At 67.0% G+C, this 15,750-nt stretch carries 14 protein-coding genes; 5 read left to right on the forward strand and 9 right to left on the reverse strand.

Going from position 1 to position 15,750, the window contains the following annotated elements; all coding sequences use genetic code 11:
• Nucleotides 1-54 precede the first annotated feature (54 nt).
• Together DFR50_RS08810 and DFR50_RS08815 are read left to right on the forward strand one after the other, a co-directional pair.
• Entirely contained in the window at nucleotides 55-1,533 is a 1,479-nt protein-coding gene (locus tag DFR50_RS08810) for an ATPase domain-containing protein (RefSeq protein ID WP_113888831.1), read from the forward strand.
• A gap of 15 nt (nucleotides 1,534-1,548) precedes the next feature.
• Complete coding sequence (locus tag DFR50_RS08815) at nucleotides 1,549-3,615, forward strand: hybrid sensor histidine kinase/response regulator (protein WP_113888832.1); 2,067 nt, start codon at nucleotides 1,549-1,551, stop codon at nucleotides 3,613-3,615.
• A 92-nt stretch (nucleotides 3,616-3,707) separates the two neighbouring features.
• Here the strand turns inward: DFR50_RS08815 and DFR50_RS08820 are convergent, their stop codons facing one another.
• The 3 genes from DFR50_RS08820 to kce all read right to left on the reverse strand — a co-directional run bounded on the left by DFR50_RS08820 (nucleotide 3,708) and on the right by kce (nucleotide 7,474).
• Entirely contained in the window at nucleotides 3,708-4,583 is an 876-nt protein-coding gene (locus DFR50_RS08820) for a LysR family transcriptional regulator (RefSeq protein ID WP_113888937.1), read from the reverse strand.
• A 599-nt stretch (nucleotides 4,584-5,182) separates the two neighbouring features.
• Entirely contained in the window at nucleotides 5,183-6,505 is a 1,323-nt protein-coding gene (locus DFR50_RS08830) for an MFS transporter (protein ID WP_245427519.1), read from the reverse strand.
• A gap of 30 nt (nucleotides 6,506-6,535) precedes the next feature.
• Nucleotides 6,536-7,474 (reverse strand): 3,5-dioxohexanoate:acetyl-CoA acetone transferase, encoded by a 939-nt coding sequence (gene kce / locus DFR50_RS08835; RefSeq protein ID WP_113888834.1) that lies wholly within the window; start codon nucleotides 7,472-7,474, stop codon nucleotides 6,536-6,538.
• A gap of 307 nt (nucleotides 7,475-7,781) precedes the next feature.
• Here kce and DFR50_RS08840 point away from each other — a divergent pair, with 307 nt between their 5' ends.
• Nucleotides 7,782-8,891 (forward strand): AraC family transcriptional regulator, encoded by a 1,110-nt coding sequence (locus DFR50_RS08840; protein ID WP_113888835.1) that lies wholly within the window; start codon nucleotides 7,782-7,784, stop codon nucleotides 8,889-8,891.
• A 14-nt stretch (nucleotides 8,892-8,905) separates the two neighbouring features.
• Here DFR50_RS08840 and DFR50_RS08845 read toward each other — a convergent pair whose 3' ends face one another.
• From DFR50_RS08845 to DFR50_RS08870, 6 genes are all read right to left on the reverse strand, one after another.
• On the reverse strand, nucleotides 8,906-10,237 hold the full coding sequence (locus tag DFR50_RS08845) for an efflux RND transporter periplasmic adaptor subunit (RefSeq protein WP_113888836.1): 1,332 nt from the start codon (nucleotides 10,235-10,237) through the stop codon (nucleotides 8,906-8,908).
• Nucleotides 10,238-10,450 (reverse strand): DUF1656 domain-containing protein, encoded by a 213-nt coding sequence (locus DFR50_RS08850; RefSeq protein WP_113888837.1) that lies wholly within the window; start codon nucleotides 10,448-10,450, stop codon nucleotides 10,238-10,240.
• A 2-nt stretch (nucleotides 10,451-10,452) separates the two neighbouring features.
• Entirely contained in the window at nucleotides 10,453-12,471 is a 2,019-nt protein-coding gene (locus tag DFR50_RS08855; protein ID WP_113888838.1) for an FUSC family protein, read from the reverse strand.
• Nucleotides 12,472-12,527: 56 nt separating this feature from the next.
• Nucleotides 12,528-12,947: a GlcG/HbpS family heme-binding protein gene (locus DFR50_RS08860; RefSeq protein ID WP_113888839.1), complete on the reverse strand. Its 420-nt coding sequence runs from the start codon at nucleotides 12,945-12,947 to the stop codon at nucleotides 12,528-12,530.
• A gap of 66 nt (nucleotides 12,948-13,013) precedes the next feature.
• Nucleotides 13,014-13,703, reverse strand: a complete 690-nt coding sequence (locus tag DFR50_RS08865) for a transaldolase family protein (RefSeq protein ID WP_113888840.1) — start codon at nucleotides 13,701-13,703, stop codon at nucleotides 13,014-13,016.
• Between the two features lie 119 nt (nucleotides 13,704-13,822).
• On the reverse strand, nucleotides 13,823-14,383 hold the full coding sequence (locus DFR50_RS08870; protein WP_245427496.1) for a hypothetical protein: 561 nt from the start codon (nucleotides 14,381-14,383) through the stop codon (nucleotides 13,823-13,825).
• A 183-nt stretch (nucleotides 14,384-14,566) separates the two neighbouring features.
• Here DFR50_RS08870 and DFR50_RS08875 point away from each other — a divergent pair, with 183 nt between their 5' ends.
• Complete coding sequence (locus tag DFR50_RS08875) at nucleotides 14,567-15,106, forward strand: hypothetical protein (RefSeq protein WP_113888841.1); 540 nt, start codon at nucleotides 14,567-14,569, stop codon at nucleotides 15,104-15,106.
• Nucleotides 15,103-15,690 (forward strand): RES family NAD+ phosphorylase, encoded by a 588-nt coding sequence (locus tag DFR50_RS08880; RefSeq protein ID WP_113888842.1) that lies wholly within the window; start codon nucleotides 15,103-15,105, stop codon nucleotides 15,688-15,690. Before DFR50_RS08875 ends, DFR50_RS08880 begins: the two co-directional genes overlap by 4 nt.
• The last annotated feature ends 60 nt before the right edge of the window (nucleotides 15,691-15,750 follow it).

The following is a 15,750-nucleotide window of genomic DNA, read 5'->3' on the forward strand; positions in this document are numbered from 1 at the left end:
CTGGCTCCTCGTCGTGGGCGGCCGGCAGGCAGAGACGATCAGCAGGAACCGATCATGCCGTTCATTCCCGACAAGGACCAGATCGCCCACACCGGCCTGCCCGGACTCGACGAGGTGCTGGCCGGCGGCCTGGCGGCTGGGCACGTCTATCTGCTCGAAGGAAGTCCAGGAACCGGCAAAACGACGATCGCATTGCGCTTTATTCTCGAGGGAGCAAGGCTCGGCGAGCGAGGCCTCTATATCGTCTTGTCGGAGACCGAGCAGGAATTGCGGGAGACGGCCGCTTCGCATGGTTGGACGATCGACGCCAATACCCAGATTTTTGAAGCGGTTCCCCCCGAGAGTCTGCTCGATGAAGAGCAGCAGCAAACGCTGCTGTATTCCTCGGAGCTGGAGCTCGGCGAGACAATCCGCTCGATCTTCGCGGCGTTTGAAAAGATCAACGCCGATAGAGTTGTGCTGGACAGTCTTTCAGAAATTCGCCTGCTCGCGCAGAATTCGCTTCGTTATCGGCGCCAGTTGCTTGCGATCAAACACTATTTTGCGCGCCGCAAAACGACCGTGCTTTTGCTCGACGATCTGACTTCCGACAGCAACGACAAGACTGTTCACAGTGTCGCCCACGGCGTCATCCAGCTCGAGGACGTGCCGACCAACTACGGCGGCGGGCGTCGGCGGCTTCGGGTGCCAAAATTCCGCGGCCGTTCCTTTCGTCTCGGCTACCATGACTATGCGATCAGGACGGGCGGGGTCGCGGTGTTTCCCCGGCTGGTCGCCGCCGAGCACCGCACTCGATTCGACCGTTCGCAAATCTCGAGCGGCCTCGCCGAACTGGACGCGCTTCTGGGCGGCGGGGTGGAAAAGGGATCGAGCATGCTCGTTCTCGGCCCCGCCGGCGCGGGCAAGAGCACGTTCGCCATCCAGTTCCTGGCGAATGCCGTCCAGCGCGGCGAGAAGGCGGCCATGTTCGTGTTCGACGAGGAACTCGGCCTGCTGTTCGATCGCATGAAAAAACTGGGCGTCGATCTGGAACGGATGCAGGCCGACGGGTCTTTAATCATCCAGCAGGTGGACGCCGCGGAGATGTCGCCCGGAGAATTCTCATGGCTCGTTCGTTCGTTGGTCGACAGCATACAGGCGAAGACAGTCCTGGTGGATAGCCTGAACGGCTACGCAGCGGCAATGCCTGACGAAAGGGCGCTGATCCTCCACGTGCACGAGTTGCTGCAATATCTGAATCGGCAGGGCGCGAATACGTTTCTGACAGTTGCGCAGCATGGGATCGTAGGTGCGATGACAGCCCCCGTGGACATTACCTATCTTGCCGATACGGTCATCCTGCTTCGCTATTTCGAGGCTCAGGGCCACCTCCGGCGCGCTGTCTCGGTCATCAAGAAGCGAATGGGAGGCCACGAGAAGACGATCAGGGAGTTCAGCATCACCGAGAACGGCCTCAGCCTCGGCGACCCGATCACGCGGTTCGAAGGCATCCTGAGAGGCTACCCGTCGGGGGAGGCTCCTTCCGCAATTTGACCAAGCGAACTCATCATGGCGAACCTCGATCCGCACAACGTCTGCGCCCTGATCTTTGCTCCGCACGGCCGCGACTCCGGCATCGCTCAGGCGCTGCTGCGGCAATCGGACATCGAGTCGTCGATCTGTCCGGACTTTGCCGCCTTCGAGCGGGCGCTTGGCGAAACGGTCAGCTTCGTCGTCGCCACAGAGGAAGCCTTGCAGTCCTGCGATCTGGGAATCGTCACGGCGCGCCTGAGAAACCAGCCGCCGTGGTCCGACCTGCCAATCGTCGTGCTGACGCAACGCCGGTTCGACGCCGAGCCGGGTCCCGGCACGGAGCGACTGGCGAACATCCTGGGCAATCTCACATTCCTAGAGCGGCCATTTCGGGCGGCGACGTTCAAGAGCGTCGCCCGCACCGCCTACAAGGCGCGTCAAAGGCAGTTCGAAGCGCGGACGCGAATCGAGGAATTGCGCGAGGGCGAGGAACGGCTGCGAATGGCGCTGATCGCCGGTCGGCTCGGATCGTGGGAGTTGCGTCTGCCGGGGCGCGCGCTCATCGCCGGCGAGAGTTGCAGAGCCGTCCTGGGACTCGAATCCGAGGGGCCGCTTTCGGCCGACGATCTGCTGGCGGTCGTCGATCGCGACGATCGAGGACGCGTCGCGCAGGCGTTCCGCGCCGCCATCGAAACCGGGGACGACCTGGCGATCGAATATCGGCGCGTATCGGGCGAGCGTCACCATTGGGCGGAATTGCGGGCCCGGCTGGCGCGCGACCGTAACGGGGGTTCGCGGCTGGTCGGCGTCGCGTCCGACATCACCGTTCGAAAACAAGCGGAAACCGTGCTTCGGCAGGTCAACGAAACGCTCGAGCGACGCGTTTCCGAGCGGACGGCGCAACTCGAGCAGGCGCACGCGGCCGTGGTCGCCGAGATGGAGCAGCGCCGGCGCGCCGAAGCGCAGTTGCGGCAATCCCAGAAGATGGAGGCCATCGGTCAACTGACTGGCGGACTGGCGCATGATTTCAACAATCTGCTGACGGCGATCATGAGCAACCTGGAGCTGCTGCAAAAGAAGTGTTCGGGCGACGATCCGACCTTCCGGCGCCTCGTCGAGGGGGCGATGCAGGGAGCGCGGCGCGGGGCTTCCGTCACCCAGCGGTTGCTGGCTTTTGCCCGCCAGCAGACCCTCGAGCTCGAGCCGCGGAATCTGCGTGAGCTGATCCAGGGAATGACCGATCTGATCGAACGCTCGATCGGCCCGCAAATCGAGCTGCGACTCGACTATCCGCCGACGCCGCCGGTCGCCCTCGTCGACGCGAACCAGATCGAACTCGCAGTGCTCAACCTCGTGCTCAACGCGCGGGACGCCATGCCCGGAGGCGGCGTGCTGACGATCAGCGTGTCGGAGCCGACAGCCGAAAGCGGCGATGAACTGGCGGCCGGGCGCTACGTTCGACTGACGGTCAGCGACACCGGGCACGGGATGAGCGCGGAGACGCTCGCCAAGGCTGTCGATCCGTTCTTTTCCACCAAGGGGGTCGGCAAAGGCACCGGCCTCGGCCTGTCGATGGTGCATGGCCTGGCCGTTCAGCTCAAGGGCGCGTTGAGAATTTTCAGCGAAGTCGACCGCGGGACGAGAGCCGAGCTTTGGCTTCCCGAAAGCAGCGCCGCCGGCAGGACGGCGACGCCCTGCGTGTCCGGCGAGGAGCGGACGGAATCGGACAAAATCCGCATACTGGTCGTCGATGACGACTCGTTGATCGCGAGCAGCACGGCCGACATGCTGATGGATCTCGGCCACTCCGTGATCGAGGCTGGTTCCGGGGCTCAGGCGCTCGACATCTTGGAAGGCGACGAGGACATCGATCTCCTGTTCACCGACTACTCCATGCCGAAAATGAATGGAGTCGAGCTCGCAAAGGCGGCGTTGGGGGTACGGCCGCGTCTCGCGGTCGTCATGGCCACCGGGTACGCGGATCTGCCGGAGTTTTCCCAACTCTCGTTCGGGCGGATCAACAAGCCGTATCTCCAGTCTCAACTCGCGGCGGAAATCGCCCGGGCGCTCAATGCGCAGCGCGGGCGCGTCCGAGAAGCGTGAAATCCTCGGTCGAGCGCTCGGCGCGGTCGGGCGTGGGCGACGCGCCCGATGCCGCACCGCGACGACAGCGGCCCAGCCGCCTGCCCGCCTGATCACGCCGCCTTCAGTCGCCCCCGTCCGACGAAGCTGTCGCGGATGTGGCGCGCAAGGCCCTGCGCAATCGGGCTCATCTGGGCGTGCGGCAGATGCAGGTTGATCGCGAAAGTCGAGAGGTCCGGCAAGCCCGACTCCGTCGTCAGAATGTCGAGCCCCGGCGGAACCGTAGCGGCGAGCGAAGCCGTCACGGCGAGGTCCGTCAGCACGGTCGCCGTGATCGCCTCCGAGCTGCCGGTGCCGAACACCAGCCGCCAGGCGAGTCCCGCGCGACGCATGGCGTCGAACACGACCGGGCGAAACGCGCAGGTGTCGCTCACGATCGAGAGCGGCAGCGGACGCTTCAGATAGGCTTCGCCCCCCTTGCCACCGACCCAGACGAGGCGTTCGATCGCGAGGCATTCGCCCTCGGAAGGGCCAGCGGGCTCCTCGATGATCGCGAGATCGATTTCGCCGGCGGCCAGGGCCTGCGCAAGCAATGGCGAGGTCAGGCACACCAGCGCAACATCCACTTGTGGATATTCCTGGGCATAGGTTTTCAGGATCGGCGGCAGGTAAGTCGTGAGGAGATCACAGGGCATGCCGAGCCTGACTTCGCCGGTGAAGGCAGGCGTGGTGATCTCGGCCCAGATCTCGTCATTGAGCGCCAGCAGGCGGCGCGCCTTACCGAGCAGCCGCTCGCCGGCGTTGGTCAGCGCCAGCCCGCGCCGGTCGCGTTCGAACAGGGGGCAAGCGAAAGCGTCTTCAAGGCGCTTGATCTGCTGGCTCACGGCGCCCTGGGTCAGGTGCAGCGCGTTGGCCGCCGCGGTCATGCTGCTCGTTTCGGCGACCGTGACGAAGCTGCGGATCAGGGCGGTGTCGAGGTTGCGGGTCATGGTCATTCATTACCGATTGCAATGTCGGGTATCATAGACATTCGATTTCCTAATGCAAGCTGCGCGCCTAACGTGGCGGTCGAACTTCACCGGAGGCGACCATGTCCTTGCTTGCTCGTCAGTCGACCGCGCCAACGATCCAACCGGCTCGCGGGCCCTCGCGCAACCTCGTTGCATTCCTGCTCGAGCTACACGGCGAATGGCGCGTGCGACGCCACATCGCCAGCGCTCAGATGCTCGATTGCGCTTCGCTGCGCGACATCGGCCTCACGCCGAGCGGCGTCGAGAGCGCGATCCGCCATGGCCGGAGGATGTAGCTTTGGTTTCGACCGTCGGACAGGACTGTCGCGTCGCGTTCGGCTCGACCCGCAGGCGTCCGGGCGGCGAATGCGACCTCATGGGATCGTGCCGCAACGGTCGTGCTCGGCCTGCGCGCCGTCCCGAGGGGTTGGAGGCGCGATCGAAACCCGCCTTCGCGCCGCCCCGGGGTCTGGATGTCCAGGCGACGGCCCGAGGAGCTCGACTGTCTTGATGTCAGCCCCATCGAGCGTTCGCGGGCGGCGTCGAAACGGCGCGCCGCCCGCGCCGGCATGGGCAACTCAAGCCGGCTTTTCAACGGCTGGAAACGCGTGCGCATTGGCGTGAAACGCCCGTGCGAGCAGCGGGATGAGCGCCAGGCCGATCACGGCCGTGACCACGATCACGCCGAAGGCCGACAGGCTGGTGCCGGTGGATTTCTCGACCAGGCCGAAAATATAGGGTCCCGCAAAACCGCCGAGCAAACCGATCGTGTTGATCATCGCGAGGCCGGAGGCGGCCTGGACGCCATGGAGACGCTTCATCGACACCGCCCAGTAGATCGGCAGAATGCCGCCGCCGAAGAAGGCGGTGATCACGAACAGCGCGATCCGAACGGCCGGCGTCGGGATGACCATGAACACCGCAGCGCTGATCGCGAAGCCCGCCGTCAGCACCGCCAGAAAGACGAAGTCGTTGCTGACGTGACGATGAATGCGGGGCAGGATCAGGATGCCGAGGAGGAAACCGAATCCGACCGAACTCGACAGCAAGCCGACGATGAACGGGCTCGAGGCATGCATTTGGCCGACCATCGCCGGGGCGAAGAAGTACAGGCCGACGAAGCCCACCTGGTTGAAGAAGTAGACCAGGCCCATCAGAAGCGTCGTCGGTTGCTTCAATGCGGTCAGCCACGCGCCCTTGACATGATGCGGGCTCGCGCCGCCGGCCGCATAGCTTTCCAGGACGTCGGCCTCGCCCGGGGTCAGCCAGGACGCGGCTTTCGGGCGATCCGGGAACACGAAGAACAGGATCACGCCGAGCACGATGGTCGGGAGGCCCTCGAGCAGGAACATCCACTGCCAACCGGCGAGGCCCAGGAGGCCGTCGAGCTGCAACAAGGCGCCGCCGAGAATGCTGCCGACGATCAGCCCCATCGAGGGCGCGGTATAGATCCACCCGACTGCGACGGATCGGTCTTTTTGCGCGAACCAAAGCGTGGTCACGTACATGAGGGCCGGAAACAGTCCCGCTTCCGCGATTCCCAGCAGGACCCGAAGCGCTATGAACGACCAGTCGCCTTGCACGAACATCATCGCCGCCGACAGGGCGCCCCAGGTGATCGCGATCCGCGCGATCCACGTGCGAGGACCGACGCGATAGGTCATGAGGTTGCTCGGCACTTCGAGGAGCGCGTATCCCCAGAAGAAGATTCCAGCGCCGAGGCCGTAGGTTTCGGGGCCGATTCCGAGTTGATGCTGAAGCGCGGACTTGGCCATGCCGACATTCGTCCGGTCGATGAACGACAGGAAGTAGATCGCGCACATCAGCGGCAGCAACCGCTGCATCGCTTTGAGAGTCGCGAGGCGATGCGCCTCGTCCTGACCCGCTCTCGGTCTTTCCATACTCACCGTTTTTTCCTCCCAGTTGGCTATTCAGAAGTGAACTTGATCCGATCCCTTCAATCCGAGCCGCGCTCGCGCCTCGTCGGGCGTGGCGACTTCAAGTGAAAGCTCTTCGAGAATTCTGCGTATCTTTCTGACCTGCTCCGCGCTGGTCTTCGCCTTGACTCCCTTTTCCAGGTAGATGCTGTCCTCGAGTCCGACCCGGACATTGCCGCCCATGATCGCCGCCATGGTGACGAACGGAAGTTGATGGCGCCCGGCCCCGAGGACGGAGAATTCATAGTTCTCACGTCCGAACAATCGGTCGGCCGTCGTCCTCATCACGGTCAGGTTTTCAGGGTCCGTCCCGAGGCCGCCGAGGATTCCGAAGATCGCCTGGATAAAGAAGGGCGGCTTGACGAGGCCCTGATCGGCAAAATACGCGAGATTGTAGAGTTGTCCGACGTCGTAGCACTCGAATTCGAAACGCGTGCCGTCCTCGCCGAGTTCAAGTAAAATTTGCCTGATCTCCTTGAAGGTATTTCGGAAGACTCGGTCTTCCATGCCTGCCAGGTATTGCTCCTCCCAGTCGTAGCGCCAGTTTGAAATTCGTGATGCGACGTCGTGGATCGAAAAGTTCATTGAGCCCATGTTCAGCGAGCACATCTCCGGCTTGGCCTGCATTGGAAAGGCAAGCCGCTCCGTCATCGACATCTTCGTGCTCCCGCCCGTCGTGATGTTGATGACGGCGTCGCTGGCGGCGGCGATGACGGGAACGAACTGACGATAAATCTCGGGACTGGGCGTCGGGCGACCGTCAGCGGGATCGCGCGCGTGCAGGTGAATGATCGCCGCTCCGGCCGCGGCGGCCTCGATCGCCTGCGCGGCGATCTGCTCCGGGGTCAGCGGAAGGTGCTCGGACATCGACGGAACATGGGTCGCGCCGGTGATCGCGCAGGAAATGATCACTTTGCGGTTTGAGCTCTTCATGTGTGGCGGGCCTGTCAATTTTGCGATACATCGCCTGCGGTCGTCGAAGGCCGGATGGCGCGACTGTGTTGGCGCGCTTCGGCTCGCAAAGGCCGGGGCGCCGTTACGGCAAGGGAACGGGCGGTCAGCAGCCGACCTGTCACGGCGGACCTGGATCAGTCCGGAATGCGGCTGACATCAGGAGGGAGAGGCGTCCACCAAGTTCGTCCCGGCAGGTTGTCTTGTCTGGACGCTAGTTTCGTCCTGTTGAGAAGCCAAGGTTGCTTTCGGACAGAACTGGTGTGCTTGGAGGACATTCGGAGGAGCCATGGCCGCGCGACGCCCCCTGACCGGTGAGAAACTCTATGCGCCGTTCAAATTGGCCGCGCTGGTCGAGACTCTGCGAGAGCAGGGAATCGCGGCCGAGGAGTGCCTGCGCGGCACCGGAGTCCGAGCCGAAGACCTCACGGACCCGACGGTGAGAACGTCAGTCCGGCAGTACGCTCAGGCCTGCCGGAACGCTCTGCGGCTTTCGGCCGACGCCAGCACGCCCTTTCGGGTCGGCTCGCGGCTGCACCTCTACGCCTACGGGATGTACGGCTATGCGTTGATGTCAGGGCTTTCGCTCCGGGATTACTTCAGGCTCGGCGTCAAATACCATCTCCTGGCTGCGCCCATGCTCACGATCGAATGGCGGGAGTTTCCGGATGCGGCCATGTGGACGTTTCCCGACGAATTTACCTTTGCGCCCTCGGCGGAGCTGCGCCGTTTCCTGATCGAGCAGCAGTACACCCAGCAGGTTATCCATCTTCAGGACGTCGCCGGGCACGACGTGCGGCCGCTGAAGGCCTGCTTTTCCTATCCCGCGCCGCCCCACGCCGCGATTTATGAGGACTATCTTTGCTGCCGGTGCGTTTTCGACCAATCGCGCAGCGAATTGCACTACGATAGGGCGATTCTCGACGAGAGACCGCCGCTCGCCCATCCGCTGACCTCGGCCATGTTTCAGGAAACCTGCGAAGGCCTCATCGACAAGGCCCGGGCTTCGGCCGGACTATCGGGCCAGATCTACGAGATCCTGATCAGGCGGCCCGGCCATTTTCCCGGCATGGAGGACGTCGCCCGGACGCTCAACATGACGTCTCGAACCCTGCGACGCCGCCTGAAGGAAGAGGAATTGTCATTCTCCGAGATTCTGGACGACGTCTATCGTTCGTTGGCCGTCGAATATCTGAAGACGACGCACATGAGCGTGGACGACATCGGCATGCTGGTGGGGTTCAACGACGTCGCGAATTTTCGCAAGGCTTTCCGACGCTGGACCGGGCAGACCCCGTCCGAAATCCGGCGGGAGACCGCCCGGGAATGGACCAGCCCGGTTCGGTTCTCGAGGCGGACGCCGGAGTCGGAAGCCGTTCGCGGGCTTTCGAGCGACTGACGTCCGCCTGCGGCTTACGGACGCTCGCGATGGCGACGGCCCTGGCTTCCGCGGCGGCGCAGCGTCTCCGGCGCGCGCGGCGGCGGCTGCACGGCCGTTGGCCGTCCCTCGATGTCGAGCGTGCGGTCGAAGGCTTCTTCGGAAGCAATTTCCGTGGCTTCCTCTCGCGCGACGCTCGCCGGCGGCGTCGGGCGGGCGGATGACCCGCCGGCTTCCCCGTGATTGATGGCGCCGGCCGGCGGCGGGGCGCCGGGCCCGCTCGTCGCGCCCGCGGCGATCGCCAGCGCGGGCAGGATGGCGGCCGCGCTGGCATCCGCGGCCGCGAGCGAGGTCGACGCGACCGCAGGCGTCGGCGGGCCGGCGACGGGGACAGGCGCGATCGGGGAAGCGCCCGCGCCGGGAGCGCTGGCAATCCCGGATCTCGTCGCATCCGCTGCCCGCGCCGGCGAGGGATCGATCGCGACAGTCGCAGTCGTGCCCGCCACGAGCCGCAGGTCGGCGGGGACGGCGTCGAGATGGATGCGGACCGGGACTCGCTGGGCGAGCCGGACGAAGGCGAAGATCGGGTTGACCGTCGCGAGGCCCAGGCCGGAGGGCGCGGCGTTCGGCACGCTGATGCCGCGCGCCAGGCTTTCGACATGGCCCCGGAGGTCCCGAGGATCGCTCATCAGCTTGACCGTCGCCGCGTCGCCGTCGTGGATCGTAGCGAGAAAGGTCTCCTCGAAATAGGCGTCGACCCAGAACGAATCGGCGTCGATCAGAGACACCTCGCGCTGCCCGACATTGGCGTAGTCGCCCGTGCGCGCCAGAAGGTTGGTGACGTAGCCGTTCACCGGCGACACGACGCGCGTGCGCGCGAGATCGAGCCGGGCGTTGTCGAGCTCGGCGAGCGCGATCTGCAATTGCGCGTTGGCGCTCAGCGACTTGGCGGCGTAGATCTGCTGCTCCTCGAGGGTCACGGCGAGATCGTTCAGCTTTTGCCGACGCGTCCACTCGGCCGCGGCGTTCTGCGCCACCGCCTTCGCCTGGTCGACCTGAGCCTCGGCTCGCCGCGCCGCGATCGCGTAGCTCGACGGGTCGATCTGGAACAGGAGGTCGCCCTTGCGAACGAGCTGATTGTCGCGCGTCGGCAGCGCGACAATCTGCCCTGCGACCTGGGGATCGATCGTGACGATGTAGGCGCGCACGGTTCCGTCGCGCGTCCAGGGCGATCCCATATAGGCGCGCCACGCGAACCAGGCGAGCGCGGCCGCGATCGCCACGGCGGCGAGCGTGGCGAACGCGCGCAGCGCGCCGCGCGGCCATGACCGCGCGGCGACGCCCGCGTCTGTTCCGGCGCTCGCCATTCAGCCGCCCTCCCGCGCCAGCCAGAGGGTGAGGCTGGACACGAGAATGACGTAGACGGCGAATTCGAACAGCGCCGGATGCCAAACCCGCCGCAAGACGCCGAGACGGTCCGTCGCCCGGCGCAGGATCAGGAAGGCGAGGGCGGCGGCCACGAGAATGGGCGCCGCCGGCGCGACAAAGACGCCGAGGAGATCGACCTCGCTGAAACGCATGCTCAGCCCCGCTCCTCGTAGAACTCCGGATGCGCCGTCAGTTCCTCGGTCATGGCGAGGATGGCGGCGCGCAGCGTCAGCGCGATCCTCGCGTCGCCGCCGTCGACCGTCAATGCGCGATCGAGCGCCGCGAGGCCATCGAGCGCCGCGGCGACGCGCCCCGCGGCGATCGGTTCGAGCGCGGCGTCAAGCGCCGTGTCGGACAGGAATTGCGGTGCGGCGCCGCGCAGGCGGATGATTCGCGATCCCACCGTCAGCGTCGAGGCCATGCAGGCGCGCTCGATCGGCGCGGCCTCGTCCGGCAACGCCTTGATCCGCGCGGCGGCGCGGCCTTCCCATGCTCGCAGCGTCCGCGGCCCGCGCCCTCGCGCCAGCCGCCGCAGATCGGAAAGCCCGAAGCGCAGGAGCCGGCGCGTCCGGGCCGCAGGGGTGAGCGGCGGGACGATCAGGATCATGACCGCGCCGGCCGCGATGCCGGCGAGAATGGCGAGCACGGTATTGCCGAATTGCGCCGCGTCGTAGGCCATGACGTTCTTGAGCGAGGCGAGCGGCATGATGAAGACTGTGACCGAAGTCAGGACTTTCGGCTGAATTGGCCAGGCCGCCAGGACGCCGAGCGGCACGAACAGGAGTCCGAGCGCAAGGCAGAGACCGGGGAATCCCGCGACGCCCGGCAGAATTCCGAAGACGAGGATCGCGGAGAGGACGGCGCTCAGCGCGCAGCCGACGAACATCGACGCCGCAGCCGAGTAGGCCTGGTCGCCCTGCAGCGGGAAGATCACCACGGCCACGGTTGCAAAGGTGATGGCGACCGGCCCGCTCGGCCATGCGGTCACCACCCAGAACAGCATGACGAGGCCGATGGTTGCGAACGCCCTCGCCGCGATGATGGTCGGAGGCAGCCAATCGGGCGGGTAGAGCGCGGCCCGGGCGTCCGGGCGACGCGTTCGCTCGGGATCGACGATCAGGGTCAGGCCGTTCAGGGCCTGCGCCATGCCGAGCAGGCCTTGCGCGGCGGCGTCCGCAAGCAGTTGCGACGAAGGGGAATCCGGCGCGATGCGCGCCACGGCGCCGGCCCGCGCGCGGCAGGCGTCGCGCAGGCCCGGCGCCTCGCCGATGGCCTCGTCCGCCGTGGGGCGCAAGTCATCGAGGATCCGGACGACCGACTGCGCCCCTCGATCGTCCCCCGTCCCGGAGGAACGGGCCAGATGCACAGCCAGCGTCCGCCAGGCGGTCATCGTCGCGATCAATCCGTCGACCGCGGACTGCAGAATGCGCGACCGGTAGCGCAGGTCGGAGGCTTCGCCCATGGCGGTGTCGATCAAGGGATCGAGGGCGATCACCCGGCGCATGATTTCGCGCCGCGCCGCGCGGGTCGCCGGTCCGTCGGGCTCGCGCGCCGACACCGAACCGACGAACCCGGAAAAGACCGCGGCGGCCACACTGGCGAAGTCGGCGCCCAGCCGCCGCCTGGCGCCGCCGAGATCGGTCAGGGCAAGCACGACCCCCGCGCTGACGATTCCGATCACGATCTCGACCACGCGGTTGCAGGCCAGGGTGGCGATCTCGTCGCTGAGGCCTCCGGTCGGCCCCATGACGTCGCCGCCGATCACCGCCGCAGTGAAGCCGGCGAGTCCCGCGCCATAGGCGGCGAAATTCCTGAGCAGCCCGGCGACGAAACCGCAGGCCGCGCCCCATGCCGCGAGGCCGATCAAAAAGCCGGCCCGGTTCTGCGGGAAGGCGGCGGCGAGGACGACGATCGCAATCCCGCCGGCCACGGTTCCCGCCAGCCGATACGAGCTCTTGCGCAAGGACGCGCCGAGTTGCGGCAGGCAGACCAGCCCGGCGGTCGTGGCCGCCCAGGACGGATCGCTCAGTTCCAGCGCGAAGGCGAGATAGAGCGAAAGGCAGATCGAGCCCCACAGCCGCAGGCCGTAAAGGAGCGGTCCGACCGCCCTCGCCGGGAGGCGAGCCGCGATCGGCGCTTGCGCGGCCTTGGCGACATGCTGCGCCTGGCTCATCGGCGCCTGGCCTCGACCCGGACCCGTCTTCCGGCCGGCGAGCGGCGGTTGCGGCGCTAGCTCCCGAGCCCCGCCTCGCCGATCGCCGCGAGCAGCGCCGCCTCGTCGTTGTCGGAGGTGTCGCCCGACGCGCCGGCCGCGCCGATCACCGCGCCGGCCGCGTCTCGGATCAGCACGCCGCCCGGAACGGGCACCAGCCCCGCGTCGAACACGCTCCCGAGCGCGGCGACGAAATGCGGCCGCTCGACCGCCATCTCGTGCAGCTTGCGCGAGCTGACCCCCATGCTGAGCGCGCCGTTCGCCTTGCCCCAGGCCACCTTCCAGCGCGCGAGGCTCGTCCCGTCCTCCACTGCGGCCGCGCGCAGCGCGCCCCGCTCGTCGAGCACGACGAAACCCATCGGCTTCAGGCCCTGCGCCCGCGCATAGGCGAGCGCCGCCGTCACGATCGATTGCGCTTGCTCGAGTTTCAGTCCCATGGTGTCCTCCTGTTGCCGGTCGCGTCGTTGCGGGCGCGCCCCTTTCCCAAAAAAAGACGCGCGCGCTCACCGGCTTTCGGCGGCGACCTCGAATGCCTCGACCGCCTGCCGGGCGAGGTCGTCGGCGAAGAAGGCGGCCGCGACCTTCGGGCTGAAGGTGAAGGTGTCGAGCCCCTGCTCGGCCAGCCGGACGACATCGCCCGGGTCGCGCAGCGACGCCACCAGAATGCGCATGGTCGACCCGTGGGCGCGCGCCGCCCGCGCCATGCCCGCGATCTCGCCGAAGCCGTCGTGACCGGCGTCGTTCATCCGGCCGAGGTAGGGGGCGGCGTAGTCGGCGCCGAGCGCGCTCGCGACCAGGGTCTGCGCCGCCGAATAGACCGCCGTCATGGTCAGCCGGACGCCGTCCCCCTTCAGGCGCGCCGCCGCCGCCACCCCCTCGACCGTGGTCGGCGCCTTGACCACGACTCGTCCGTCGATCGCGGCGAGAGCGCGGCCATGGTCGGCGTAACGGTCGCGCGTGCGTCCCCAGGTCTGCATGTGGATTTCCCCGGCGCCGAGGTCGAAGGCCGTGCGCGCCAGCGTCTCCAGCGCCGGGATCGCGCACGGCAAGCCCGCGGCCTCGAGCAGGACGGGATTGGTGGTGACGCCGTGAAAGAACCCGAGCGGCAGCCACTCGGCCCACGCGCCGCGATCGGCCGTGTCGAGGAGGAAGCGCAGGCCCGCGGCGGGCGACGAAGCTTTGGTCGAAGTCATGAAAGGCTCGTTTCCGGCGCGGGACGCCGCATTTTCGGCCTTCCTACGCCGATCGCCTCCTCATGGCCAGACCTCAGCGCCGCGGCCGGATCGCGTTCCCGCAGGGCGGCGGCGGCGGATCACACCGCCGGCGCGGGAACGCCGAGCGCCGCGGCGACCTCCGCCACCGTCGCCCGTTCCGCGTCGCTGACCTGCGTCCCGCCGAAGCCGAGAAAGCCGCCTTCGGGGGCGGCCTCGGCGACCGCCTTGGCGACGCCGGCGAGCCAGGTCTTGAACGGGACGGCGTCGGCGCCGCCCTTGGCGTCGAGGACCGCCGCCGTCGCCTTCAGGGCCTCGGTCGCCTTCGCCACCAGTTCGGCCGGCAGCTTCGCCCCGGCGATCGCGGCCCGGAACCCGTCCTGAGCCGCGACCCGCCCTTCGGACGTCTCGTAATCGGTCGCCACCGCCTTGACCAGGGCGTCCGCGTCCGGGTCGGACACCGCGGCGAGCAACGCCCGCGCGCTCGCCATGCTTTCTTTAATGAGGCCGATCAGCCCGCTCGGATCGGCCGAGGAGATCGCGACCGCGACGACGAGCGGGCTCTGCAGCAGCAGTTTCCACTCGTCCGCGGTGAAATCGGTCTTCGTCGCCATCTGCGCCTCCTCGAGGATCATCGGGACATGAGATTGAGCGGGGATCATGACAGTTTCGATTCGCGCTGTCCCGGTCTCATTGGCGCCAACGCCGGCGGTGAGCGCGCTTGACGGCGTCTGACCCTTCGCCACGCGATTTTCGACGAGCGCCGCCTTGACCACGTCCCGGATTGGCGGTTGTCAAAGTTGCTAAAATTGCGTCGTGGCGCTAGACTGCCGCCGGAGATCGACATGACGAACAAAGCCCGCACCTCAGCCCGCCGCAAGGCGACCCGGCCTTCTGGCGAAATCCTCGAAGGCGTTGGGGCAGGGCTTCGGAACCTGCCCGAATTCGAGGCGCCCGCGATCCATCAAGCCGCTTACGCGCTCGATGCGCGCGGCCTCGCCATCCTGAAAGGCGCGCTTGTCGCCCGCAGGGATCTCGAGGATGCGGGCGGCGCCTACGACCTCGGACAGGTCCGCATGCTCCTGCACGGAGTCTCCCGCCAGGCGATCGACAAGCGCGTGCGGGAAGGCTCGGTCCTGGCGGTCCCCGGCCCGAGCCATCATCGCAGTTACCCTGCGCTGCAATTCAACCGCGACGGCTCGATCGTGGCCGGACTCAAGGAGGTTCGGAAGGCCCTTCCCGTGGAATCGCCCTGGGCGGTCCTGAATTTCCTCGCCAATCCGGACGACCGTCTCGACGGCCGCAAGCCCATCGACGTCCTTCGCGCCGGCCATGTGGCCGAGGTGGTCGAAGCGGCCCGACTCTACGGCGAGCCCGGCGGGTGAGCGGTCCGCGACCGCCTCCGGACCTTCATCGCCGAAGCCCCGATCTTCTGGACGTCGCCACGGGTTCGACACTGCACCGGTTCTACACCGCCGCCTTCGATCCGATCCATTTCGACCGATCCGGGGCCGGCCGCTTCAACGCGGTGGACGCCAGTCATGGCGTCCTCTACTGCGCCATGAGCGTCGCCGGCGGCTTCGCGGAAACCTTCCTGCGGACGCCGGGGCGGACGCTGATCGATCCCGCCTTCCTGCGCAGGAAGGCTTACGTCCGGCTCGCTGTCGTCGCGCCCCTCCGGTTCGTCCGGCTCTACGGCCCCGGGATGGCGAAGATCGGCGCGACGGCGGAGGTCGCCCATGGCGGATTGCCGTACATCCTTCCGCAAAGCTGGGCGAAGGCGATCGCCGACCACCCGATCCGGCCTGATGGCCTCGTCTACCACGCCCGACACGACGACACCGAGCTTTGCTGCGCGATCTTCGACCGCGCCAGCGCATGCGTCATCGAAGACTCGCGCATCGTCGACCTTGATCAGGACTGGTTCTGGCGATTGGCGGAGCGGTACGGAATCGGAATGACGCCCTGATCAGACGTGAAGGATCCCGGGCGGCTCGATCGGGCGCCTTGTAACGGGGCGGGTGTCGGG

This window comes from Roseiarcus fermentans (assembly GCF_003315135.1).
GTDB classification, from domain to species: domain Bacteria; phylum Pseudomonadota; class Alphaproteobacteria; order Rhizobiales; family Beijerinckiaceae; genus Roseiarcus; species Roseiarcus fermentans.

Excerpts from the sequence above, each read along its gene's own strand:
- DFR50_RS08810 (WP_113888831.1), top strand. The coding sequence starts at position 55 with ATGCCGTTCATTCCCGACAAGGACCAGATCGCCCACACCGGCCTGCCC.
- DFR50_RS08815 (WP_113888832.1), top strand. The coding sequence starts at position 1,549 with ATGGCGAACCTCGATCCGCACAACGTCTGCGCCCTGATCTTTGCTCCG.
- DFR50_RS08820 (WP_113888937.1), bottom strand. The coding sequence starts at position 4,583 with ATGACCCGCAACCTCGACACCGCCCTGATCCGCAGCTTCGTCACGGTC.
- DFR50_RS08830 (WP_245427519.1), bottom strand. The coding sequence starts at position 6,505 with ATGGAAAGACCGAGAGCGGGTCAGGACGAGGCGCATCGCCTCGCGACT.
- kce (WP_113888834.1), bottom strand. The coding sequence starts at position 7,474 with ATGAAGAGCTCAAACCGCAAAGTGATCATTTCCTGCGCGATCACCGGC.
- DFR50_RS08840 (WP_113888835.1), top strand. The coding sequence starts at position 7,782 with ATGGCCGCGCGACGCCCCCTGACCGGTGAGAAACTCTATGCGCCGTTC.
- DFR50_RS08845 (WP_113888836.1), bottom strand. The coding sequence starts at position 10,237 with ATGGCGAGCGCCGGAACAGACGCGGGCGTCGCCGCGCGGTCATGGCCG.
- DFR50_RS08850 (WP_113888837.1), bottom strand. The coding sequence starts at position 10,450 with ATGCGTTTCAGCGAGGTCGATCTCCTCGGCGTCTTTGTCGCGCCGGCG.
- DFR50_RS08855 (WP_113888838.1), bottom strand. The coding sequence starts at position 12,471 with ATGAGCCAGGCGCAGCATGTCGCCAAGGCCGCGCAAGCGCCGATCGCG.
- DFR50_RS08860 (WP_113888839.1), bottom strand. The coding sequence starts at position 12,947 with ATGGGACTGAAACTCGAGCAAGCGCAATCGATCGTGACGGCGGCGCTC.
- DFR50_RS08865 (WP_113888840.1), bottom strand. The coding sequence starts at position 13,703 with ATGACTTCGACCAAAGCTTCGTCGCCCGCCGCGGGCCTGCGCTTCCTC.
- DFR50_RS08870 (WP_245427496.1), bottom strand. The coding sequence starts at position 14,383 with ATGATCCCCGCTCAATCTCATGTCCCGATGATCCTCGAGGAGGCGCAG.
- DFR50_RS08875 (WP_113888841.1), top strand. The coding sequence starts at position 14,567 with ATGACGAACAAAGCCCGCACCTCAGCCCGCCGCAAGGCGACCCGGCCT.